This window comes from Pantoea dispersa, from assembly GCF_035783935.1.
GTDB classification, from domain to species: domain Bacteria; phylum Pseudomonadota; class Gammaproteobacteria; order Enterobacterales; family Enterobacteriaceae; genus Pantoea; species Pantoea dispersa_C.
In genome coordinates, this window is sequence record NZ_JALKOV010000001.1 from 272,614 (window position 1) to 295,499 (window position 22,886).

24 protein-coding genes are annotated in these 22,886 nt (G+C 58.4%); 12 read left to right on the plus strand and 12 right to left on the minus strand.

The window, feature by feature from the left end; all coding sequences use genetic code 11:
- The first annotated feature begins 51 nt into the window (after positions 1–51).
- The 7 genes from MXF20_RS01360 (at position 52) to rlmC (ending at position 6,788) form a co-directional block, all read left to right on the plus strand.
- Positions 52–531 (plus strand): YbjN domain-containing protein, encoded by a 480-nt coding sequence (locus tag MXF20_RS01360; RefSeq protein ID WP_325967213.1) that lies wholly within the window; start codon positions 52–54, stop codon positions 529–531.
- Between the two features lie 372 nt (positions 532–903).
- Positions 904–2,013, plus strand: a complete 1,110-nt coding sequence (gene potF, locus MXF20_RS01365; protein ID WP_021508381.1) for a spermidine/putrescine ABC transporter substrate-binding protein PotF — start codon at positions 904–906, stop codon at positions 2,011–2,013.
- Positions 2,014–2,132: 119 nt separating this feature from the next.
- Positions 2,133–3,266, plus strand: a complete 1,134-nt coding sequence (gene potG, locus MXF20_RS01370) for a putrescine ABC transporter ATP-binding subunit PotG (RefSeq protein ID WP_325967215.1) — start codon at positions 2,133–2,135, stop codon at positions 3,264–3,266.
- Positions 3,267–3,275: 9 nt separating this feature from the next.
- A complete protein-coding gene (gene potH / locus MXF20_RS01375) occupies positions 3,276–4,232 on the plus strand; it encodes a putrescine ABC transporter permease PotH (RefSeq protein WP_325967216.1) in 957 nt (318 codons plus the stop codon).
- On the plus strand, positions 4,229–5,074 hold the full coding sequence (potI, locus tag MXF20_RS01380; protein ID WP_058757786.1) for a putrescine ABC transporter permease PotI: 846 nt from the start codon (positions 4,229–4,231) through the stop codon (positions 5,072–5,074). Before potH ends, potI begins: the two co-directional genes overlap by 4 nt.
- A 64-nt stretch (positions 5,075–5,138) precedes the next feature.
- A complete protein-coding gene (locus MXF20_RS01385) occupies positions 5,139–5,603 on the plus strand; it encodes a YbjO family protein (protein ID WP_325967218.1) in 465 nt (154 codons plus the stop codon).
- A 48-nt stretch (positions 5,604–5,651) separates the two neighbouring features.
- Complete coding sequence (gene rlmC / locus MXF20_RS01390; protein ID WP_325967220.1) at positions 5,652–6,788, plus strand: 23S rRNA (uracil(747)-C(5))-methyltransferase RlmC; 1,137 nt, start codon at positions 5,652–5,654, stop codon at positions 6,786–6,788.
- Positions 6,789–6,851: 63 nt separating this feature from the next.
- On the opposite strand, the gene MXF20_RS01395 is transcribed toward rlmC, so the two are convergent.
- The 6 genes from MXF20_RS01395 to MXF20_RS01420 form a co-directional block, all read right to left on the minus strand.
- Complete coding sequence (locus MXF20_RS01395; protein ID WP_325967222.1) at positions 6,852–7,583, minus strand: arginine ABC transporter substrate-binding protein; 732 nt, start codon at positions 7,581–7,583, stop codon at positions 6,852–6,854.
- Between the two features lie 154 nt (positions 7,584–7,737).
- The gene (gene artM, locus MXF20_RS01400) at positions 7,738–8,406 is read right to left on the minus strand and encodes an arginine ABC transporter permease ArtM (RefSeq protein ID WP_021508374.1); all 669 of its coding nucleotides are present in this window, start codon (positions 8,404–8,406) and stop codon (positions 7,738–7,740) included.
- 3 nt (positions 8,407–8,409) lie between these two features.
- Positions 8,410–9,123, minus strand: coding sequence for an arginine ABC transporter permease ArtQ (gene artQ / locus MXF20_RS01405; protein WP_325967224.1), 714 nt, complete (start codon positions 9,121–9,123; stop codon positions 8,410–8,412).
- A gap of 6 nt (positions 9,124–9,129) precedes the next feature.
- On the minus strand, positions 9,130–9,861 hold the full coding sequence (gene artJ, locus MXF20_RS01410; protein ID WP_325967225.1) for an arginine ABC transporter substrate-binding protein: 732 nt from the start codon (positions 9,859–9,861) through the stop codon (positions 9,130–9,132).
- A gap of 15 nt (positions 9,862–9,876) precedes the next feature.
- Positions 9,877–10,605, minus strand: a complete 729-nt coding sequence (gene artP / locus MXF20_RS01415; protein WP_325967227.1) for an arginine ABC transporter ATP-binding protein ArtP — start codon at positions 10,603–10,605, stop codon at positions 9,877–9,879.
- 239 nt (positions 10,606–10,844) lie between these two features.
- On the minus strand, positions 10,845–11,384 hold the full coding sequence (locus MXF20_RS01420; RefSeq protein WP_325967230.1) for a lipoprotein: 540 nt from the start codon (positions 11,382–11,384) through the stop codon (positions 10,845–10,847).
- A gap of 108 nt (positions 11,385–11,492) precedes the next feature.
- On the opposite strand from MXF20_RS01420, the gene MXF20_RS01425 reads away from it, so the two are divergent.
- Complete coding sequence (locus MXF20_RS01425) at positions 11,493–11,813, plus strand: heavy metal-binding domain-containing protein (RefSeq protein ID WP_058757780.1); 321 nt, start codon at positions 11,493–11,495, stop codon at positions 11,811–11,813.
- A complete protein-coding gene (locus tag MXF20_RS01430; RefSeq protein WP_325967231.1) occupies positions 11,813–12,637 on the plus strand; it encodes an N-acetylmuramoyl-L-alanine amidase in 825 nt (274 codons plus the stop codon). The genes MXF20_RS01425 and MXF20_RS01430 overlap by 1 nt, the downstream gene beginning before the upstream one ends.
- Positions 12,638–12,652: 15 nt before the next feature.
- Here the strand turns inward: MXF20_RS01430 and ltaE are convergent, their stop codons facing one another.
- The 3 genes from ltaE to MXF20_RS01445 all read right to left on the minus strand — a co-directional run bounded on the left by ltaE (position 12,653) and on the right by MXF20_RS01445 (position 16,454).
- The gene (gene ltaE / locus MXF20_RS01435) at positions 12,653–13,654 is read right to left on the minus strand and encodes a low-specificity L-threonine aldolase (protein ID WP_325967233.1); all 1,002 of its coding nucleotides are present in this window, start codon (positions 13,652–13,654) and stop codon (positions 12,653–12,655) included.
- A 69-nt stretch (positions 13,655–13,723) separates the two neighbouring features.
- Positions 13,724–15,445, minus strand: a complete 1,722-nt coding sequence (gene poxB / locus MXF20_RS01440; protein WP_238561029.1) for a ubiquinone-dependent pyruvate dehydrogenase — start codon at positions 15,443–15,445, stop codon at positions 13,724–13,726.
- 109 nt (positions 15,446–15,554) lie between these two features.
- A complete protein-coding gene (locus tag MXF20_RS01445) occupies positions 15,555–16,454 on the minus strand; it encodes a lysine exporter LysO family protein (protein WP_325967236.1) in 900 nt (299 codons plus the stop codon).
- Positions 16,455–16,588: 134 nt separating this feature from the next.
- On the opposite strand from MXF20_RS01445, the gene MXF20_RS01450 reads away from it, so the two are divergent.
- Positions 16,589–18,229, plus strand: coding sequence for an ATP-dependent endonuclease (locus MXF20_RS01450; RefSeq protein WP_325967237.1), 1,641 nt, complete (start codon positions 16,589–16,591; stop codon positions 18,227–18,229).
- Between the two features lie 90 nt (positions 18,230–18,319).
- Here MXF20_RS01450 and cspD read toward each other — a convergent pair whose 3' ends face one another.
- Positions 18,320–18,541, minus strand: a complete 222-nt coding sequence (gene cspD / locus MXF20_RS01455; RefSeq protein ID WP_325967238.1) for a cold shock-like protein CspD — start codon at positions 18,539–18,541, stop codon at positions 18,320–18,322.
- Positions 18,542–18,864: 323 nt separating this feature from the next.
- Between cspD and clpS the strand changes: the two genes are divergently transcribed.
- Positions 18,865–19,185, plus strand: coding sequence for an ATP-dependent Clp protease adapter ClpS (gene clpS, locus MXF20_RS01460; RefSeq protein WP_021508363.1), 321 nt, complete (start codon positions 18,865–18,867; stop codon positions 19,183–19,185).
- A 55-nt stretch (positions 19,186–19,240) separates the two neighbouring features.
- Entirely contained in the window at positions 19,241–21,520 is a 2,280-nt protein-coding gene (gene clpA / locus MXF20_RS01465) for an ATP-dependent Clp protease ATP-binding subunit ClpA (protein ID WP_325967240.1), read from the plus strand.
- Positions 21,521–21,612: 92 nt separating this feature from the next.
- Here the strand turns inward: clpA and infA are convergent, their stop codons facing one another.
- Positions 21,613–21,831, minus strand: a complete 219-nt coding sequence (infA, locus tag MXF20_RS01470; RefSeq protein WP_002211347.1) for a translation initiation factor IF-1 — start codon at positions 21,829–21,831, stop codon at positions 21,613–21,615.
- A 347-nt stretch (positions 21,832–22,178) separates the two neighbouring features.
- Positions 22,179–22,871: a leucyl/phenylalanyl-tRNA--protein transferase gene (aat, locus tag MXF20_RS01475; protein ID WP_325967241.1), complete on the minus strand. Its 693-nt coding sequence runs from the start codon at positions 22,869–22,871 to the stop codon at positions 22,179–22,181.
- Between the last annotated feature and the right edge of the window lie 15 nt (positions 22,872–22,886).

Genomic DNA, 22,886 nt, shown 5'->3' on the forward strand with positions numbered 1-22,886 from the left:
CATTTTTCCGTAAGCTAAGGCGCTTATTTATTCACCCCACAGGATACAACGATGGATTCACTGGTCGTTCCTGACATCGACATGCTGCGTCGCTGGCTGGATCAACAAAATATCACCTGGTTCGAATGCGATGCCTGTCAGGCTTTGCATCTGCCGCATATGCAGAATTTCGACGGGGTGTTTGACGCGAAAATCGACCTGGTGGATAACGTCATCCTCTTCTCGGCGCTGGCTGAAGTTAAGCCCACCGCGCTGATCCCGCTGGTAGGCGAACTGTCGCAAATTAATGCCAGCTCGCTTACGGTGAAAGCGTTTATCGATATTCAGGATGACAACCTGCCAAAGCTGATCGTCTGCCAGTCAATCAGCGTCAGCGCCGGTCTCACCTTTGGTCAGTTCACCCACTTCATGAAGCAGAGCGAAGAGGGGATTTCCATGGTGATCATGGAAGCCTTTGCCAATCATTTGCTGATGATGGGCGAAGAAGAAGAGCGCCCGTCGAGCCTCAACAGCCAAAGCATGCTGCACTGATTTTTCCTCTCCCGCTAACTGCCGCTTTTTGCGGCAGTTTTCATTTCAGGCCCACCACTTTTTATTCTGCATTTTGCCCTTTATTGCCAGATATTAGTCGTGCTTTATGCCGCTAGTGCCGGAGCGCATAGCAGAAACATGCATAACTTATCGCAAAAAGGCGTTTTTTAAGCTGGGATCTGGCACCGGGGAATCAGGGGGGCTATTCTTGCGGGGCTGTCTGATACGTGCAACTACGGCGCAGCTATAGGTTTTTGCTATTAAACTCCCGCTGAATATTGATTCATTGTGTGGCTGTAATTTAACAGACAACGCAACGACCGGATCGCGTGTATGCAGCGTTGTGATGACCCGCTCAGGAGGAAGGAAAACATGATCAACCAGTCAAAAAAATGGTTGCCAGGTGTGGTTGCAGGTGTGCTGATGGCTGCGGCCGTGGGCGCTCAGGCAGAGGACAAAACGCTGCACGTTTATAACTGGTCCGATTATATTTCGGCCGACACCGTGCCCAATTTTGAAAAGCAGACCGGCATCAAGGTGGTCTACGACGTCTTTGACTCCAACGAAGTGCTGGAAGGCAAACTGATGGCCGGCAGCACCGGCTATGACGTGGTGGTGCCGTCGTCGAGCTTCCTCGCGCGTCAGCTGCAGTCTGGCGTGTTCCAGGAGCTGGATAAGAGCAAGCTGCCTAACTACAAAAACCTCGATCCCGATCTGATGGCGAAAGTGGCCCAGCACGATCCGGGTAACAAATACGCCATTCCTTACCTGTGGGGCACCACCGGCATTGGCTATAACATCGACAAAGTCAAAGCGGCACTCGGCGCCGATGCGCCGGTTAACAGCTGGGATCTGGTGCTGAAGCCGGAAAACCTGGAAAAACTGAAAAGCTGCGGCGTTTCGTTCCTCGATGCGCCAGAAGAGATTTTTGCCACCGTGCTGAACTACCTCGGCAAAGATCCGAACAGCTCTGATGCGAAAGATTACACCGGCGCGGCCACCGATCTGCTGCTGAAGCTGCGTCCGAATATTCGCTACTTCCACTCTTCGCAGTACATCAACGACCTCGCTAACGGCAACATCTGCGTCGCTATCGGCTGGTCTGGCGATATTCTGCAGGCGAAAGATCGCGCGGTGAAAGCCAACAACGGTGTGCATCTCGGTTACAGCGTACCGAAAGAGGGCGCGCTGGCGTTCTTCGATATGATGGCGATTCCGAAAGACGCGAAAAACCTCGATGCGGCTTATCAGTGGCTGAACTACATCATGGATCCGAAAGTGATCGCCGACGTCTCCAACAAGATGAACTACGCCAACGGTAACAAAGCGTCGCTGCCGCTGATCAATGCGGATGTGCGCAACAACCCGGGTATCTTCCCGACGCCGGAAGCGATGGCCAAACTGTTTGTGCTCAAAGTCCAGGATCCGAAACTGGATCGTGCGCGCACCCGTGCATGGACTAAAGTTAAAAGTGGTAAGTAATTCGTTCTGAACGGATTCCCTTATCGGTAAACGACAACAGAGGCGCGGTGCTGGCCTCTGTTGTGTCATTTAGCGGCTGGCTGTGCCGCGCTATTCCGCTTAGCGCCGGAGACATGTGAGTGAACGACGCGATTCCCCGCCCCCAAAATAAAACGGCTAAGGCGTTAACGCCGCTGCTGGAAATCCGCAACCTGACGAAATCGTTTGACGGCCAGCACGCCGTGGATGATGTCAGCCTGACCATTTACAAAGGCGAAATTTTCGCGCTGCTGGGCGCGTCCGGCTGTGGCAAGTCCACGCTGCTGCGGATGCTGGCCGGCTTTGAGATCCCCAGCAGTGGCCAGATTGTGCTGGACGGTCAGGATCTGTCCCACGTGCCGCCGTATCAGCGGCCCATCAACATGATGTTCCAGTCTTACGCGCTGTTTCCGCACATGACGGTAGAACAGAACATCGCCTTTGGCCTGAAGCAGGACCGACTGCCCAAAGGCGAAATCAGCAGCCGCGTGGCAGAGATGCTGGCGCTGGTGCACATGGAAGAGTACGCCAAACGTAAGCCGCATCAGCTGTCGGGCGGCCAGCGTCAGCGCGTGGCGCTGGCGCGAAGCCTGGCGAAACGTCCCAAGCTGCTGCTGCTCGACGAACCGATGGGCGCGCTGGATAAAAAACTGCGCGACCGCATGCAGCATGAAGTGGTGGATATTCTCGAGCGCGTGGGCGCCACCTGCGTGATGGTGACCCACGATCAGGAAGAAGCCATGACTATGGCGGGCCGTATCGCCATCATGAACCGCGGCAAATTCGTGCAAATCGGCGAGCCGGAAGAGATCTACGAGCACCCGACCAGCCGCTACAGCGCCGAGTTTATCGGTTCGGTGAATGTCTTCGATGGCCTGCTGCGCGAACGTCGCGAAGATGGCGTGGTGATTGACAGTCCGGGGCTGGTGCATCCGCTTAAGGTGCAGACCGATGTCTCGATCGTCGATAACGTGCCGGTGCACGTGGCGCTGCGGCCGGAAAAAGTGATGCTGTGCGACGAGGTGCCCGCCGACGGCTGCAACTTTGCCGTGGGTGAAGTGGTGCACATTGCCTATCTCGGTGACCTGTCGATTTACCACGTGCGGCTGCGCAGCGGCCAGATGATCAGCGCCCAGCTGCAGAATGCGCATCGCTATCGCAAAGGCGCGCCCACCTGGGGCGATGAAGTCCGCCTGTGCTGGGATGCCGACAGCTGTGTGGTTCTGACGGTTTAAGGAGGCGCTATGAGCCAGATTTCTCAACGCAGCCAGCCGGAGGTGGCAGGCACGCCGCTGCAGCGCTGGGGCACGCGCATGAAAATGCAGCACGGTCGCAAGCTGGTGATCGCGCTGCCTTATCTGTGGCTGATCCTGCTGTTTATGCTGCCGTTCCTTATCGTGCTGAAGATCAGCTTCGCCGATATTGCGCGCGCCATTCCGCCGTACACCGATTTGGTCACCTGGGCAGACGATCAGCTCAACCTGGTGCTCAATCTGGGCAACTACCTGACGCTTACCGACGATCCGCTGTACGCCGAAGCTTATCTCACCTCGCTGAAGGTGGCGGCGATCTCAACGGTGATCTGTCTGCTGATCGGTTATCCGCTGGCGTGGGCGGTGGCGCACAGCAAGCCCTCCATGCGCACCATCCTGCTGCTGCTGGTGATCCTGCCGTCGTGGACCTCGTTCCTGGTGCGCGTCTATGCGTGGATGGGGCTGCTCAACAACAATGGGATTCTTAACCGTTTCCTGATGTGGCTCGGCGTGATAGACCATCCGCTGATTATCCTGTACACCAACACCGCGGTGTATATCGGCATCGTTTACTGTTATCTGCCGTTTATGGTGCTGCCGATCTATACCGCGCTGACGCGCATTGATTATTCGCTGGTGGAAGCGTCGCTCGACCTCGGTGCGCGCCCGCTGAAGACCTTCTTCAGCGTCATCGTGCCGCTGACCAAAGGCGGCATCATTGCCGGCTCGATGCTGGTGTTTATCCCGGCGGTGGGTGAGTACGTGATCCCGGAACTGCTCGGCGGCCCGGATAGCATCATGATTGGGCGCATTTTGTGGCAGGAGTTCTTCAACAACCGCGACTGGCCGGTGGCCTCGGCGCTGGCGGTGATCATCCTGCTGATCCTGATCCTGCCCATCGTCTGGTTCCACAAGCATCAAAACCGTGAAATGGGAGAGAAGGGATGAATCAGCTACCGGTAATCCGCTCTCCGTGGCGCACCGCGATTCTGGCGCTGTGCTTCCTGTTCCTGTACGCGCCGATGCTGCTGCTGGTGGTTTACTCCTTCAACAGCTCGCAGCTGGTGACGGTGTGGGAGAGCTTTTCGTTCCACTGGTATCGCGTGCTGTTCCAGGATGACGCGATGCTGGATGCGGTTGGCCTGAGCCTGACCATCGCGGCGCTGTCGGCCACCATGGCGGTGGTGCTTGGCACTATGGCGGCGGTGATTATCGTGCGCTTCGGACGTTTTCGCGGCCACAGCGGCTTTGCTTTCATGCTCACCGCGCCGCTGGTGATGCCCGACGTGATCACTGGTCTGTCGCTGCTGCTGCTGTTCGTGGCGATGGGCAACACCTTCGGCTGGCCGGGCGATCGCGGCATGCTGACCATCTGGCTGGCGCACGTCACGTTCTGTACCGCCTACGTGGCGGTGGTGATCAACTCGCGGCTGCGCGAGCTGGATCGCTCAATTGAAGAAGCGGCGATGGACCTCGGTGCCACGCCGCTGAAGGTGTTCTTTGTGATTACCGTGCCGATGATTGCTCCGGCGATCATCACCGGCTGGCTGCTGGCGTTTACCCTGTCACTGGACGATCTGGTGATCGCCAGCTTCGTCACCGGGCCGGGCGCCACCACGCTGCCGATGGCCATCTTTGCCACCGTGCGCCGCGGCGTCAATCCGGAGATTAACGCGCTGGCCTCGCTGATTCTGTTCGTGGTCGGGCTGGTGGGCTTTATTGCCTGGCGCTTCATGGCACATGAAGAAAAACAGCGATTGCGCGATATTCAGAAAGCAAAACGTGGCTGAGTGACGCAACCTTTGCCAATATAAGCAAGGCTGACTCTGTCAGCCTTTTCTTATGGAGCGCGCAATGTCGGAAACGCTGAAAAACCTGGTTTCAACCACCACGCCCGTGCCGGTGACCATTGCCGGCAGCGCCATTATCGCCACGCGCTGTATCAGCGTGCTGATGCTGGCCAATGAGCTGGGCTATGACGAAATCGCCAATTTCGTGCACCGCAGCGCGCAGGCGTGGGATTCCACGCTGATCTTTATCGCCAGCCAGCTGATTTTCCTGTTTGAACTGCGCTGCGCCTTTACCCTGATGCGCGGCAGTAATGCCGGGCGCTGGGGCTACGTGGCCACGCAGATCGTGGTGCTGCTGTACATGCTGATGGCGTCGGTAGGCTGGATCTATCCGGAGATTTTCAGCATTCCCGGCGAAGATAACGTGCAGATTATTCACCACACGCTGCTGCAGAAGCTGCCGGATGTGCTGGTGCTGCTGCTGCTGTTCGTGCCGGCCAGCAGTCGCGCATTTTTCCGCAGCCGGTGATACAATCGGCCCCCGTTTTTGCTCCCGACTCTCAATACAGGCCTTTCCATGCATTGCGCGCTTTATCAAGCCGGTCGCTGTCGCTCGTGCCAGTGGCTGGAAAAAACCTATCCGCAACAGCTGAGCGACAAGCAGTCACAGCTGGCGCAGCTGCTGGACGGCCTGCCGGTCGCCGACTGGCGGCCGCCGGTCACCTCGGCGCAGCAGGGGTTTCGCAATAAAGCCAAGATGGTGGTGAGCGGCAGCGTGGAAAAACCGCTGTTCGGCATGGTGGCGCGCGACGGCGAGCCGGTGGATCTTTGCGCCTGTCCGCTCTATCCCGCCAGCTTCGAGGCGGTATTTGCCGTGCTGAAACCCTTTATTGCCCGTGCCGGCCTGACGCCGTACAACGTGGCGCGCAAACGCGGCGAGCTGAAGTTTTTGCTGCTGACGGAGAGCACCCAGGGCGGCATGATGCTGCGTTTTGTTCTGCGCTCGCACAGCAAACTGGCACAGCTGCGCGCCGCGCTGCCGTGGCTGCAACAGCAGCTGCCGCAGCTGCAGGTGATCTCTGCCAATATTCAGCCAGTGCACATGGCGATACTGGAGGGTGAGGAGGAGATTGCGCTGACGCCTGAGCAGGCGCTGCCGGAGCGTTTTAACGACGTGCCGTTGTATATCCGCCCGCAAAGTTTCTTCCAGACCAACCCGCAGGTGGCGGCTACGCTGTACGCAACGGCACGCGACTGGGTGGCGGAGCTGCCGGTACACAGCATGTGGGATCTGTTCTGTGGCGTTGGCGGCTTTGGCCTGCACTGCGCCACGCCGCAGATGCAGCTGACCGGCATTGAAATCAGTGCGGAAGCCATCGCCTGCGCGCAGCAGTCGGCGCAGCAGCTGGGATTAGAGAAGGTGAGTTTTGCCGCGCTGGATTCAACGCAGTTTGCCACCGGGCATGCGAGTGTGCCGCAGCTGGTGCTGGTCAATCCGCCACGTCGCGGTATTGGCGCCGAACTGTGCGCCTGGCTGAGCCGCATGGCACCGGACTACATTCTGTATTCCAGCTGCAATCCCGCCAGCATGGCGCAGGACATTGCGCGCCTGGCCGACTATGACATCAGCCGCGTTCAGCTGTTCGATATGTTCCCGCACACCGCACATTTCGAGGTGCTGACGTTACTGCGTCGTAAGGGTGGAATCGCGTAGCGCCCGGCTGCGCTGAGGACGTGCAGAACCTGGCAGGCCCGGCGCCACGCAACTCCATAATGCTTATTCCGGGAACCACTTCTGATTGATTTGCTGCCAGCTGCCGTTGGCTTTCAGCGCCGCCAGCGCGCTGTTCAGCTGCTGCAGTAACGCGCTGTTGCCTTTGCGCACCGCAATGCCGAGCCCGGTGCCGAAGTAGTCGCTGTCGGTAATGTGCTCGCCGACCGTGCTCAAATCTGCATTGGCTTTCAGCCACTGATTGACCACCGCGCTGTCACCAAATACGCCGTTGAGCCGGCCATTTTTCAGGTCGAGGATGGCGTTCTGGTAGCTGTCGTAGGCCACCGCAATCACTTCCGGATGCTTCTCCAGCAGGTATTTCTGATGGGTGGTGCCGTTTTCCACGCCGATGCGTTTGCCTTTCAGCTGGCTAAAGTCGCTGTATTCACCTTTATGGGCGATAACAATCGCCGAATTGGCGTAGTAGGGCTGAGTAAAATCGACCTGCTTGCTGCGCTCAGCGGTGATATCCATGCCGGAAATGACCGCGTCATAACGGCGAAACTTCAGCGAGGGAATCAGGCTGTCGAAGGCATTGTTGGTGAAGGTGCACTCGGCCTGCATCTGCTGACACAGCGCTTTGGCGAGGTCGATATCAAAACCGACAATCTGGTTATTGTGATCGAGTGATTCAAACGGTGGATAGGTCGCCGACGAGGCAAAACGAATTTTTTCCGCCGCATAAGCATTCATTGCCAGTGTTGCCATTACTGCCGCAACAATCCATTTTTTCATTACGAAGCTCCTGTAAACCATGCCAGAGGTAAAACGATTTACACGATGCCAGTTATTGAATTTATATGCAATAAAGATGATTAAAAATTTATTCAGAAGAGGTGGGGATCAGAAGGCAAGGGCGCGGCGCGTTCCTTCGCGCCGCGTCAGACGATCAGTTACGGCGCTCAAACGCCAGCGCGCGCTTCTCGACCAGGCGCATCAGCAGCGTCAGCAGGCCGTTAACCACCAGATAAATCAGACCGGCGGCAGCGTACACGGTGACGTCGTAGGTGCGGCCATACAGCAGCTGGCCGTGGCCCATCACTTCCATCAGCGTAATGGTGTAGGCCAGCGAGGTACTCTTAAAGACCAGCACCACTTCGTTCGAATAAGAGGAGAGGGCGCGCTTAAACGCGTACGGCAGCAGAATACGCAGCGTATCGCGGCGGCGCATGCCCAGTGCAGCACAGGACTGCCACTGACCGGCCGGAATGGCGCGCACCGCGCCGTAAAACAGCTGCGTGGTGTAGGCTGCGCTGTTGAGCGACAGCGCCAGCATGGCGCACAGCCACGGCTGCGACAGCAGGTGCCACAGCCACGGCACGTTCTGAATACTCGGGAACTGGCCGGGACCGTAATAGATCAGGAAAATCTGCACCAGCAGCGGCGTGCCGGTAAACAGGGTGATGTAGCCTTTAACCAGCCAGTTGAGCAGCGGCAGCTTCAGCGCCAGCACAATGGTGCACAGCAGCGCCAGCAGCAGCGCGGCGACCAGCGAGGCGGCGGTCAGCGTCAGGCTGGTATGCAGGCCTTTCAGTAGCTCAGGTAAATACGCCAGCATGCGTCAGGCCCCCCGCTCAAAGCGCGTGGTTCGCAATTCAATGCGGCGCAGCACCGCCTGGCTGAATAACGTAATCACTAAATAGATCGCGGCCGCCACCAGATACCAGGTAAACGGCTCCTGAGTGCGCGTCGCAATGCTTTTGGTCTGTAGCATGAGATCGTTGACGCTAATCAGCGATACCAGCGCCGTATCCTTAAGCAGCACCAGCCACTGATTGCCGAGCCCCGGCAGCGCGTGACGCCACATCTGCGGCATAATCAGGCGGAAGAAAATCGCGGACTTTTTCATGCCCAGCGCCTGGCCTGATTCCCACTGGCCAGTCGGTACCGCTTTCAGCGCACCGCGCAGCGTCTGGGAGGCGTAAGCCGAATAGAGCATCGCCAGCGCAATCACGCCGCACAGAAACGGGCTGACATCAAAGTTCTCAATCTGCATCTGCACCGGCAGGGTGAACAGGCCGAGATTGAGCTGGAAGCCGTCCGACAGCGTCAGCAGCAGCTGCGAGGCACCGAAATAGATAAACAGCACCACCAGAATTTCCGGCAGGCCGCGAATCAGCGTCACCAGCCCGGTACCGATCCACGCCAGCGGTTTCCAGCGCAGCGATTCCCAGCCAGCAAACACCATCGCCAGCGCAAGGCCGGCGATGAGGGCACAAACGGCAAGGCCGACGGTCATGCCGGCGGCGCTTGCGAGTGGAATCATTTCATTCATCAGAAATTACTGCTGAAACCATTTGTTGTAGATGGTTTTGTAGGTGCCGTCGGCTTTGATCTTGTCCAGCGCGCCGTTGAACTTCTGCTGCAGTTCGCTGTTGCCCTGACGCACGGCGATGCCGAGGCCGGTGCCGAAGTAGGCTTTGTCGGTCACTTTGTCACCCAGCGTGGCGAGGTTGGCGTTCTGCTTCAGCCACTCGTTAACCACGGCGGTATCCCCGAACACCGCATCAATACGGCCATTTTTCAGGTCGAGCACCGCATTCTGGTAGCTGTCGTAAGGCACGATGGTGATGTCGCTGTGCTTGTCAGAGAGGTATTTCTGGTGTGTGGTGCCGTTCTGCACGCCGACGCGCTTGCCTTTCAGCGCCGCGACGTCTGCCAGCTTGCCTTTCTGCACGATGAAGGTGGCCGAGTTGTCGTAATAAGGTTTGGTGAACAGCACCTGCTTTTCACGCTCTGGCGTGATATCCATGCCGGCCATTACCGCGTCGAAGCGACGGAATTTCAGGCTGGGGATCAGGCTGTCAAATGCCTGGTTGGTAAAGGTGCAGGTCGCATCGATCTCTTTACACAGCGCATTGGCCAGGTCGACGTCAAAGCCCTGGATTTTGTTGTCGGAATCGACAAATTCAAACGGCGGATAAGACGCCTCGGTAGCGAAACGCAGGGTCTGCGCGGCTGAAGCGCTCAGGCTCAGGCTGGCAAGCAGTGCAGCTAGTACAACTTTTTTCATTAGAAGCATCCTGACTTAGTGCGAAAGATAATGAGCAAACGCGTCGGTTTGCGGCTGTGTAAAGTGGCTGGCATCGCCCTGTTCGATAATACGGCCATTCTCCATGTAGACCACGCGGCTGGCGGTTTTCCGCGCCACCTCGACTTCATGGGTCACAATCACCTGCGTGATCTGCGTCTGTGCCAGCTCGCGGATGATGCTGACGATCTGCGCCGTGATTTCCGGGTCGAGCGCGGCGGTCGGTTCATCGAACAGCAGCACCTGTGGCTCCATCATCAGCGCGCGCGCAATTGCCACGCGCTGCTGCTGGCCGCCGGAAAGGTGCAGCGGAAAGCGATCGGCGTACGGCGTCAGGCGCAGGCGTTCCAGCAGTTTATCGGCGCGCGCGTGTGCTGCGTCCTTGCTGAGCCCGAGCACGCGACACGGCGCTTCAATCAGGTTCTGCATCACGCTGAGGTGCGGCCACAGATTATATTGCTGAAACACCATGCCAACATTCTGGCGCAGTTCGCGAATGGCGTTGTCGGACGGCGTCTGGCTGAAATCGAAATGGTTGCCGGCAATCTGCAGGCTACCGGAACGCGGCAGCTCCAGCAGGTTGAGCACGCGCAGGAGAGAACTTTTACCCGCGCCACTCGGGCCGAGCAACACCAGCGTTTCGCCCTGCGGGCAGGCCAGGTTGATATCGAACAGCGCCTGATGGGCACCGTAAAAACAGTTGATGGCGTTTAGTTGAATACTCATGCGCAAAAAATGAATAGCAATTAGTGTCGCAAATCTTAACGTCACCAGAATAGTTATGCAATTGAGGTGGGTTAAAATTTATTAAAGAGCAATTAAACAGCAAAAGCGTAGCACAAAATCGGGCAGGGCAGCGGGGCAAGGGGAAAAAGGGCAAGCGTCAGGTGTGGGGCTGAAGATTAGCGGCGCCGCAATGGTGCGGCGCGCTAATGGTTGCGGCTGAGTGCGGAAAAAATGCGCGACTATTTTTTCTCTTCCAGCAGCTGGCTGAGCGAGCCACCGCCGGCGTGCGGCCAGTCGCCGACGTAGCGCACATCATCCACCACCCAGCAGGTGCCTTCGTGAATCATCAGCACTTCATCGCGCCAGCTTTTATCGCCACGGCTCAGCGTGACGCGCAGCGGAATGTTGCGCGCATCGCGGTTGGGAATGGTGGAGGCGCTGGCGACATCAGCGGCGGCAGGCCCCTGCGCCAGGCTGGAGAACAGATCGCCCTGGCTCCATGCTGCTGGTTTGTTACTCTGGCTGCTGGCATGCAGCAGTTTCTGGTACAGGTTGTCGCTCAGGTACGGGCGATATTTTGCCAGCGTGGTGCTGTCCGGCAATCCCTGAGTTGGCTGGCTGACACGTAGATCGTAGAACTGCTGCGCCACGCTGTCCGGACCGCCGTCAACGCAGGGCGCGGTACGCGGCCCGTTGTCCTTGATCACCGGCTCAACGGTGGTACAGGCACTCAGCAGCAATGCAGCGGGAACAAGCAGCGCAAAGGCTTTGTTTCTCATCTCGATTTCCTTATTGTTCACTGGCAAAGCGCCATTTTTAGCATAGAGTATAGCCGTGCTTTTACGCCGTACGAGCTATCGCCTCATCAATCACCACAGGAGAGAACGATGAAATTTTCGACTACGCCAACCCTGGAAGGACACAGCATCACTGAATATTGCGGCGTCGTGACCGGCGAAGCGATCCTCGGTGCCAACATTTTCCGCGACTTCTTTGCCGGCATCCGCGATATCGTCGGTGGCCGATCGGGTGCCTATGAGAAAGAGCTGCGTAAAGCGCGGCAGATCGCCTTTGAAGAGCTGGAAGAACAGGCGAAAGCGCTGGGCGCCAATGCGGTGGTCGGCATTGATATTGATTACGAAACCGTGGGCAAAGACAGCAGCATGCTGATGGTGAGCGTTACCGGTACTGCGGTGATCGTGCGCTAATGCGCGCGGTGTTACTGCTGGCGATGGCGCTGCTGCTCAGCGCCTGCCAGTCGACGCTGGAGGCGCGCAACGGCTATTGGGTGGACAGCGCGCATCCGGCGCAGGGAGCCAGGCCGCGCATCAAAGTGGTGGTGATCCACTACACGGCGGAGGACTTTCCCTCGTCGCTGGCGACCCTGACCGACCGCAACGTCAGCGCACACTATCTGATTCCGCAGCAGCCGCCGCAGAAAAACGGCGCCGGGGTGATCTGGCAGCTGGTGGCTGAAAATCAGCTGGCGTGGCATGCCGGACCGAGCTTCTGGCGCGGCGCAACGCGCATTAATGACACCTCAATTGGCATCGAAATCGTCAATGACGGCTATCACCGCACGCTGACGGGCCAGCAGTGGCAGCCGTTCACCACCGCGCAAATCAGCGCCCTGACCGCGCTGGTGCGCGATATCAGCCAGCGTTACGGCATCAGTCCGGAAAATATTGTCGGGCACAGTGATATCGCGCCACAGCGCAAGCAGGATCCCGGTCCGCTGTTTCCGTGGCAGCAGCTGGCCCGGCAGGGGCTGGGAGCGTGGCCGGATGCCGCCACGGTGCAGCGCTATCTGGCTAACCAGCCGCCGGACGCTCCGGTGGAGCGTGCCACGCTGCTGGCCGCGCTGCAGCGCTATGGTTATGACGTTGCCGCTGCGCAAACGCCGCAGATGCAGCGCAAACTGATTGCGGCGTTTCAGATGCATTTCCGCCCGCGTGATTACCGTGGCGAAGCCGATGCCGAAACGCTGGCCATCGCCCGCGCGCTGCTGGCGAAATATGGCGCGGCTCAGTAGCCGCGCGTTGCAGCGTTACGGCTGCAGAAAGGCCTGCCAGCGCGCCACCAGCTGCTGCAGCTGCTGACGGCTGACGTCCAGATGGGTCACGATGCGCGTCTGCGTACCCACGCTGAGCAGTACGTCGCCGGCCTGCATCCAGCGCTGTAACGGCGCGACCTGCTCCGCCGGCACTTTCACGAACAGCATATTAGTGTGCTGACTCACCACCTCGACGCCGATAGCGCTGAGCTGCGCGCCAAGCCACGCGGCGTTGTCATGATCCTCCTGCAGACGCGCCACGTTGTGCTGCAGCGCGTAGAGTCCGGCCGCCGCCAGAATGCCGGCCTGGCGCATGCCGCCGCCGGTCATTTTGCGCCAGCGCCGCGCCTGCTCAATATAAGCTTCATCGCCACACAGCAGAGAGCCGACCGGCGTGCCCAGTCCTTTTGACAGGCAGATGGTCAGGGTATCGCAGTAGCGGGCGATATCGATTAGCTGTAAACCCTGCGCCACCACGGCGTTAAAGATGCGCGCGCCGTCAATGTGCAGCGCCAGCTGGCGCTCGCGGGTGAATTGCCACGCCTGTTCGAGGTAGCTCAGCGGCAGCACTTTGCCGTGATGGGTATTTTCCAGGCTCAGCAGGCGGGTGCGGGCAAAATGGATGTCGTCCGGCTTGATGGCGGCCGCCACGTCGTGCAGCGGCAACGTGCCGTCGGCAGCCGCGAAAATCGGCTGCGGCTGGATGCTGCCGAGCACCGCGGCACCGCCGGCCTCATACTTGTAGTTATGCGCCTGCTGACCAACGATGTACTCATCGCCACGCTGGCAGTGGCACAGAAGCGCCACCAGGTTGGCCTGGGTGCCGGTAGGGAAGAACAGCGCAGCCGCTTTACCGCTCAGGCGCGCCGCTTCGTCTTCCAGCGCATTGACGGTAGGATCATCGCGATAGACATCATCGCCGGTTTCGGCCGCCATCATCGCATCCAGCATCGCGGCACTCGGGCGGGTTACGGTATCACTGCGTAAATCGATCACGTTGCTCTCCTGACATAAAAAAGCGGGCTAAGCGCCCGCATCGTGGTGAATCCGGCAAGTCTCTCCGTTTTACCGCAGCCAGTTGGTTTTCGCCAGTTCGACAATCTCATCACCGCGACCATTCAGAATGGCGCGCAGCATATACAGGCTGAAACCTTTGGCCTGTTCGGCTTTAATCTGCGGCGGCATCGACAGCTCCTCCTTGGCGGTGATGACATCCACCAGCACCGGACCGTCGTGCGCGAACGCCTGTTGCAGCGCGCCATCCAGCTCCGAGGCTTTCTCGACGCGAATCCCTTTAATGCCGCAGGCGCTGGCGATGGCGGCGAAGTCCGGATTCTCCAGATCGGTGCCGTCGGTGAGATAGCCGCCGGCTTTCATCTCCATCGCCACAAAGCCCAGCACGCTGTTGTTAAAGATCACCAGCTTCACCGGCAGCTTAAGCTGCGCCAGCGAGATGAAATCACCCATCAGCATGCTGAAGCCGCCGTCACCGCACAGCGCAACCACCTGACGCTGTTTATCGATGGCCTGTGCGCCCAGCGCCTGCGGCATGGCGTTGGCCATCGAACCGTGGTTAAACGAGCCGAGCAGACGGCGCTTGCCGTTCATTTTCAGATAGCGCGCCGCCCACACCGTTGGCGTGCCGACATCACAGGTAAAGATGGCGTCATCGGCCGCGTAGTGGCTGATCTGCTGGGCCAGATACTGCGGGTGGATCGCCTGCTTATCGTTGGCGGTCGCCAGATCGTCCAGCCCTTTGCGCGCATCCGCGTAGTGTTCCAGTGCGCGATCGAGGTGATGACGGTCGCTGTGGCTGGTGAGCTGCGGCTGCAGCGCCTGCAGCGTGGCTTTGATGTCGCCCACCAGCGCCATATCGACGTGACTGTGCGCGCCGAGGCTGGCCGGATTGATATCAATCTGAATAATGCGCGCGTCCGCCGGGTAGAACGGGCGATAAGGGAACTGGGTGCCGAGCAGCACCAGCGTGTCGGCGTTCATCATGGCGTGATAGCCGGATGAGAAGCCGATCAGCCCGGTCATGCCGACGTCGTACGGGTTGTCGTACTCGAGGTGCTCTTTGCCGCGCATCGCGTGCACCACCGGTGCTTTCAGCGTTTCGGCCAGCTTGACCACTTCCGCATGGGCGCCGGCGCAGCCGCTGCCGCACATCAGGGTGATATTTTTCGCTTCATTGAGCGTTTCTGCGAGGCGCGTCAGTTCGCTGACCGACGGCACCACTTGCGGCAGTTGCGGCGGATACCATTCGCTGCGCGCGTTCTCCGGTGCCGCCTGCAGCGCCACGTCGCCCGGCAGCACAATCACCGACACGCCGCGATTGAGGATCGCTTTACGCATCGCAATGCCGAGCACCTGCGGCAGCTGTTCCGGATTGGAGACCAGCTCGCAGTAATGGCTGCACTCGCGAAATAACTCCTGCGGATGAGTTTCCTGAAAATAGCCGCTGCCGATTTCACTGGAAGGAATGTGCGCGGCAATCGCCAGCACCGGAACATGATTGCGGTGGCAGTCGAACAGACCGTTGATCAGATGCAGGTTGCCAGGGCCGCAGGAGCCGGCGCATACCGCCAGCTCACCGCTGATTTGCGCCTCCGCGCCGGCGGCAAAGGCGGCCACTTCTTCATGGCGCGTTGGCATCCATTCGATGGTGCCCATGCGGTTAAGGCTATCGTTCAGCCCGTTGAGGGAGTCACCGGTCACGCCCCAAATGCGTTTTACGCCGGCGCTCTCCAGCGTTTTGGCCAGCAGGGCCGCCACTGTTTGCTTCATCGTTCGCTCCTCTCTGGTGTTGGCCATCCATTCGGATGGCAAAAAACGCGTCAGAGAGAAAGCGTAGACGAAGCCACAGCGCAGCGGGCGTGAAAAAATGCGCTGCGCGTCAGGCGGAAAACAGGGCGATGAGGATCGGTGCCAGCAGGTTCATGATAAAACCGTGCACAATCGCCGCAGGCACAATCTCCATTCCGCCGGCGCGCTGCAGAATCGGCAGGGTAAAATCCATCGACGTGGCGCCGCTCAGCCCGAGCGCCATACTGCGGTAACGGTTAACCAGCACCGGGATCAGCAGCACTGCGGCCAGCTCACGCAGCAGATCGTTGAAGAAGGCGGCGCTGCCCATCACCGGGCCGTACGCTTCCGTCATCAGAATGCCGGACAGCGAATACCAGCCAAAGCCGCTGGCCAGCGCCAGGCCGGTTGACAGCGAAACGCCGAGCAGCCACGCCGCCAGCACGCCGCCGCCCAGTGAACCGCACAGCGATACCAGCGCCACCATCATGCCGCGCCGGTTCAGAGTAATCTGGCGCAGCGTCATGCCGCTGCCGCGCAGCTGCACGCCAACCAGGAACAGCAGCACGATGAGCGCGATTTCGCTGAGGGTCGATGCATGGCGCAGCGGCGCCCACTGGGTTAATCCCAGCAGGAAACCGGCCAGCACCGCCACGCACAGCTTGAGCGATTCCAGCACCATGTGCCAGCGCGATGGCAGATCCTGCTGGCGATGCTGCTGACGCCACGGCCAGCGGCGATCCAGCAGCCACAGCGCCAGCAGTGAGCAGCTCAGAATAGCACCTGCAGCAATCAGCGCGGTTTTAAATACAATTAGCAAATTACTGCCGAGGTTGTCGAGAAAGGCGAGGCTGGTACCCATAAAAAACAGAATGGCGTAAATCAGCAAACTCAGCAGGCGGTTCACGCGCTTTAACAGCGCGGGCTGATGCCACGGTAGCAGATAGCCCACCATCAGTGGCACCAGGATGATAAGCAGTCCGGTGTACATGAAAAATGACGTCCTTTTTGGCGAGACGCCACGCTAATGGAAAACGCCTGAAGTGTAAACCTTTTCTCCCGCTACCGACTTGACCAACGCAGCGCGGCGGACCATGCTCAGGCAAAGCCCTGAAGGACTGCGCAATGATTCTGGAACATATCGATATCCACGGCTTTCGCGGCATTAACCGGTTGTCGCTGCCGCTGACCGACACCAATCTGCTGATTGGGGAAAACGCCTGGGGCAAATCCAGCCTGCTGGATGCGCTGATGCTGCTGCTGGCCCCGTCTGCCGAGCCGTATCTGTTTACGGAGCAGGACTTTCACTTTCCGCCCGGTGAGGTGGCGGCGCGGCTGCATAAGCTGCAGCTGGTGTTCCGCTTTCGCGCGCAGGGCGATGAGCATGAAGCACTGTTTGCGCCGTTCTGGCAACAGGATGAAACCGGCCGTTACCTGCGCTTCAGTACGCTGGCGACGCGCCAGGGCAGCGAAGTCAAAACCCGCTGGCGCTTTATTGATGCGCGTGGCGAGGTGTTACCGCTGGCGGGCACCGACGCTGCGCTGGCGCAGCTGCGCGCGTACTATCCGGTGCTGCGCCTGCGCGATGCGCGCTTTGGCCGGCGCGCGCGCCACGGCGACAATGACACGCAGCAGCGCGCAGATACCCTGAGCGCGCTGGCGCAGGAGATGCACACGCTGACGCGCGATCTGGTGGCGCGGCCGCAAACCCTGAGCGACGCGCTGTTGCGCCAGGGCTTACAGACGATGCAGCAGCTGATGGCGCACTATTTTCTGGTACAGCAGCCGGATGCCGGAGCCACGCGCGTTGCGCCGGAGCTGCGCGACGGCAGTCAGGGCTGGCGTTCGCTCGATCAGCTCAATCAGTTGATTGCCGGCACCGAATCGCGCAGTCGCCAGGTGATTCTGCTGCGCATGTTCTCACTCCTGCTGCAGGCGCACGGCAGCGATGCGCTGCCCGCGGGCGCGCGTCCGTTGCTGCTGGTGGAAGACCCGGAAACCCGGCTGCATCCGATCATGCTGTCGGTGGCGTGGAATCTGCTGGCGCTGATGCCGCTGCAAAAAATCGCCACCACGAACTCCGGCGAGCTATTGTCGCAGGTGGCGCTGGAGCAAATCTGCCGACTGGTGCGCGAGCCCGATCGCGTGGCGGCGTGGCGTATCGGGCCGGAGGGATTAAGTGCCGAAGAGGCGCGCCGCATCGGCTTTCATATCCGCGTCAATCGGCCATCGGCGCTGTTTGCCCGCTGCTGGCTGCTGGTGGAGGGCGAAACCGAGGTATGGATCATTAATGAGCTGGCGCGACAGCGCGGCTACCATTTTGCCGCGGAAGGGGTAAAGGTGATTGAGTTTGCCCAGTCCGGGCTCAAGCCATTGCTGAAATATGCGCGCCGCATGGGCATCGCCTGGCATGTGCTGACTGACGGCGACGAGGCCGGAAAAAAATACGCGGCCACTGCGCGCAGTCAGCTGCAGCCGCACGAGCAGGAGAGCGATCACCTCACGCAGTTCCCGGCGCCGGATATCGAACACTTTCTTTACAGGCACGGCTTCAGTGATGTTTATCAGCAGATGGCGCACCTGCCGTTAAACGTGCCAATGAACGTGCGGCGTATTATTACTAAAGCGATTCATCACAGCTCGAAGCCGGAACTGGCGATTGCGGTGGCGATGGCCGCGGCCGAGCGCGGTCCGCAGGCGATTCCGCCGTTGCTCGATCAGCTGTTTGGTCGTGTGATGTGGCTGGCGCGCGGCCGGGCAGACTAATTGCACCCCGGCGCGACAAAGAAAAATGCCAGCGTCTGCGGCTGGCATTTTTATTCGGGAGTGGTCAGAATGAGAGCAGATGCGCGCCCGTCAGGAGAGTGACGATGCTTCACAGGGCACAATCAGACTGGCATGGTTGCCTTTCGGCCCTTCATGGACATCGAACTGAACATGCTGGCCCGCTTTCAGCGTTCTGTATCCCTCCATCTGAATCGTGGAGTAGTGTGCGAAGATGTCGTCGCCGCCGCCAACCGGACAGATAAAGCCGAAGCCTTTGGCGTTGTTGAACCATTTAACAGTACCCGTCTCCATGCTTTTACTTCCCTCGCAAGACATTTTGATAAGTAGGTGAGGTCATTGAAGCTGTGAGTCGAGTTTGTTTAAAACTCAATCAGCTTGTGTAAGTAGAATGTAGAGAAACGGACCTTATCGTCAAGCAAACGGCCCTGGCGCACGGGGAGAAATTCATCAAAATTTGAGGCAGTTAACGCTATTGCAAATTTTGTGATACAGGTCGCGCATGCGCTTTCAGGACCGATTTTTGTCACAGGAAAAGCGGCTTGACAGGCGTGTTAAACTTGAGGTGAGAGCACAGAAATGTGCGCTACCGTAACGCAGAATTTCAACGGAACATTATGGCAAACACAAACGACTGGCTTAACTTTGAACATCTGGCCGAAGACAAAGTACGCGAAGGGTTAAAGCCGCCTTCAATGTATAAAGTCATTCTGAATAATGACGATTATACACCTATGGAATTTGTTATTGACGTTCTGCAAAAGTTCTTTTCTTATGATGTTGAACGTGCAACGCAACTGATGCTGAAAGTTCACTACCATGGAAAGGCAATCTGTGGTGTATTCACTGCAGAAGTGGCGGAGACCAAAGTCGCCCAGGTGAACAATTACGCGCGGGAAAATCAACATCCTTTGCTGTGTACGCTGGAAAAAGCCTGAAGCTGTCTCCATATAGGATTCAGTCCGTCAGAGCGATAATTGGGGGAGGTGCCAAATGCTCAATCAAGAACTGGAACTCAGTTTAAACATGGCTTTCGCCAGAGCGCGCGAGCACCGTCACGAGTTTATGACCGTCGAACATCTGTTGCTGGCCCTGCTCAGCAACCCGTCGGCCAGAGAGGCACTGGAAGCCTGTACGGTGGATATTGCGGCTCTGCGTCAGGAACTCGAAGCCTTCATCGAACAAACCACGCCGGTGTTGCCTGCCAGCGAAGAGGAGCGCGACACACAGCCGACGCTCAGCTTCCAGCGCGTGCTGCAGCGTGCGGTCTTTCATGTCCAGTCATCCGGTCGCAGCGAAGTGTCCGGCGCGAACGTGCTGGTCGCCATTTTCAGCGAGCAGGAGTCGCAAGCGGCTTACCTGCTGCGCAAACACGAAGTGAGCCGCCTCGATGTGGTGAACTTCATCTCCCATGGTACGCGTAAAGACGAACCGGGCCAGCCGCAGAACAGCGCGGAGAATCCGGTTAACGAAGAGCAAGCAGGCGGGGAGGAACGTATGGAAAACTTCACCACCAATCTTAATCAGCTTGCTCGCGTCGGCGGAATTGACCCGCTGATCGGCCGCGATAAAGAGCTGGAACGGGCCATTCAGGTGCTGTGCCGTCGTCGTAAGAATAACCCGCTGCTGGTGGGCGAATCGGGCGTCGGTAAAACCGCGATTGCCGAAGGGCTTGCCTGGCGCATTGTGCAGGGCGACGTGCCGGAAGTGATGAAAGAGTGCACCATCTACTCGCTGGATATCGGCTCGCTGCTGGCTGGCACCAAATACCGCGGTGATTTTGAAAAACGTTTTAAAGCGCTGCTGAAACAGCTGGAACAGGATAACAACAGCATTCTGTTCATCGACGAGATCCACACCATCATCGGTGCCGGTGCGGCATCGGGTGGCCAGGTGGACGCCGCGAACCTGATCAAGCCGTTGCTGTCCAGCGGTAAAATCCGCGTGATGGGTTCCACGACCTATCAGGAGTTCAGCAATATCTTTGAGAAGGATCGTGCGCTGGCGCGCCGTTTCCAGAAAATCGATATCACTGAGCCTTCGGTTGAAGAGACGGTACAGATTCTTAATGGGCTGAAGCCGAAGTACGAAGCGCATCACGATGTGCGCTACACCGCCAAAGCGGTGCGTGCGGCGGTTGAGCTGGCGGTGAAGTACATCAATGACCGTCATCTGCCGGACAAGGCGATTGACGTGATCGATGAAGCCGGCGCGCGTGCGCGTCTGGTGCCGGTTAGCAAGCGCAAGAAAACCGTTAACGTGTCGGACATCGAATCCGTGGTGGCGCGTATTGCCCGTATTCCGGAGCAGAGCGTTTCGGCCACCGATCGCGATACGCTGAAAAACCTCGGCGACCGTCTGAAAATGCTGGTGTTTGGTCAGGACAACGCGATTGAAGCGCTGACCGAAGCCATCAAGATGAGCCGTGCGGGCCTGGGGCAGGAGCGTAAGCCGGTAGGTTCGTTCCTGTTTGCCGGTCCGACCGGGGTCGGTAAAACCGAAGTCACGGTGCAGCTGGCGAAGGCGCTGGGCATTGAACTGCTGCGCTTTGATATGTCCGAGTATATGGAGCGTCACACCGTCAGCCGTTTGATTGGTGCGCCTCCGGGCTATGTCGGCTTTGATCAGGGCGGTCTGCTGACCGATGCGGTGATCAAGCATCCGCACGCGGTGGTGCTGCTCGATGAGATCGAGAAAGCCCATCCGGATGTCTTTAACCTGCTGCTGCAGGTGATGGATAACGGCATGCTGACCGATAACAACGGCCGTAAAGCGGACTTCCGCAACGTGGTGGTTGTGATGACCACTAACGCCGGGGTGCGTGAGACCGAGCGTAAGTCAATCGGCCTGATTCAGCAGGACAACAGCACTGACGCGATGGAAGAGATCAAAAAGATCTTTACGCCGGAGTTCCGTAACCGTCTCGACAACATTATCTGGTTCCGTCATCTCGATACCGAGGTGATTCATCAGGTAGTGGATAAGTTTATCGTTGAGTTGCAGGCGCAGCTGGATGCGAAAGGCGTGTCGCTGGAAGTCAGCGATGATGCGCGCGACTGGCTGGCTGAGAAAGGTTACGACAAAGCGATGGGTGCCCGTCCGATGGCGCGTACCGTGCAGGAAAACCTGAAAAAACCGCTGGCTAACGAGCTGCTGTTTGGTTCACTGGTGGATGGCGGATCGGTGTCGGTAGCGCTGGATAAAGAGAAAAACCAGCTTACCTACCACTTCCTGAGTGCGGAAAAACGTAAAACCGAGGGCACCGTGCATTAACGGGGGCTCAGATAAGAAAAAGGCCGGATTCAAATCCGGCCTTTTTTTTCGCGCTTAGTTTACATCAGCAAACGCGAGGCGAGTGCAACAACTTAGCGACTACGGAAGACAATGCGGCCTTTGCTCAGGTCGTACGGGGTCAACTCGACAGTCACTTTGTCGCCCGTCAGGATGCGGATGTAGTTTTTACGCATTTTACCGGAGATATGAGCGGTAACCACGTGCCCGTTTTCAAGCTCTACGCGGAACATGGTGTTAGGTAACGTATCCAGTACGGTACCTTGCATTTCAATATTGTCTTCTTTGGCCATCGAATCCTCTGGGTGAACTACCAAACTGTTGAACCGGCAAGATAATGCCGAATTCCATGATTTATGTAAAGAAACGTTGGCTGTTTTTGCCAACGCTTCGCCGTGCGTCGCGCCGTTGCGCGTGCATTACGGATAAATTCGGGTGTTTTTTGACGTCTGCGGGGGATTAGCGGGCTAAGAATCTGCAGCAATCGGCATCGGGTGCACAACTGCAACAGCTTCGGGAATAGTGTGAGATTCCCAGCCTGGCAATTCCGGCTCGCCACAGCGAAGCGCGGACGACATACCAAACTCGCTTATTGTATCACTTTTGTCGGGAATTGTGTGCAAAACATCTGCGGGGTCGGTCAAAAAAGGGTTTGTGTTTGCCAGCAGCCGCTCTGCACCGGTTGCCACGCCAGCGTTTGCACGTATTGCAGATAATCGACACGCGGAATTTCAACTGCGCCCAGCGAGGCGGTATGGGGGTTGAGCACCTGACAATCAATCAGCCGTCCCTGATGCGCAACAAAGTGTTGTGAGAAAATCAACAGCGCGGTTTTGGAGGCGTTTTCCGCCCGGCTGAACATCGACTCGCCGCAAAAAATCTGGCCGAGCGCCAGGCCATACATGCCGCCCACCAGGCGGTGATCCTGCCACACTTCAATCGAATGCGCATGGCCCAGCTCGTACAGCCGCAGCCAGGCGCGTTTCACTTCAAAAGTGATCCACGTGCCTTCCTGACGCTCGCTGGCGCAGCCCTCAACTACCTGAGCAAAGGCATGATTCATGGTGACGCGATAGGGTGAACGGCGATGGAAGCGCGCCATGCTGCGGCTAAGGTGAAACGACTCCGGCAGCAGTACCGCGCGCGGATCCGGCGACCACCACAAAATCGGATCGCCGGGCGAGAACCACGGGAAAATCCCGCGCTGATAGGCATTCATCAGGCGGGCAGGGGAGAGATCGCCACCCATGGCCAGCAGGCCGTTCGGCTCACGCAGCGCCATCTCCGGCGGCGGGAAGTTGAGTGAATCCCGTGAAAGTTGTACCAGTCTCATTGCGTCGGTCACCCT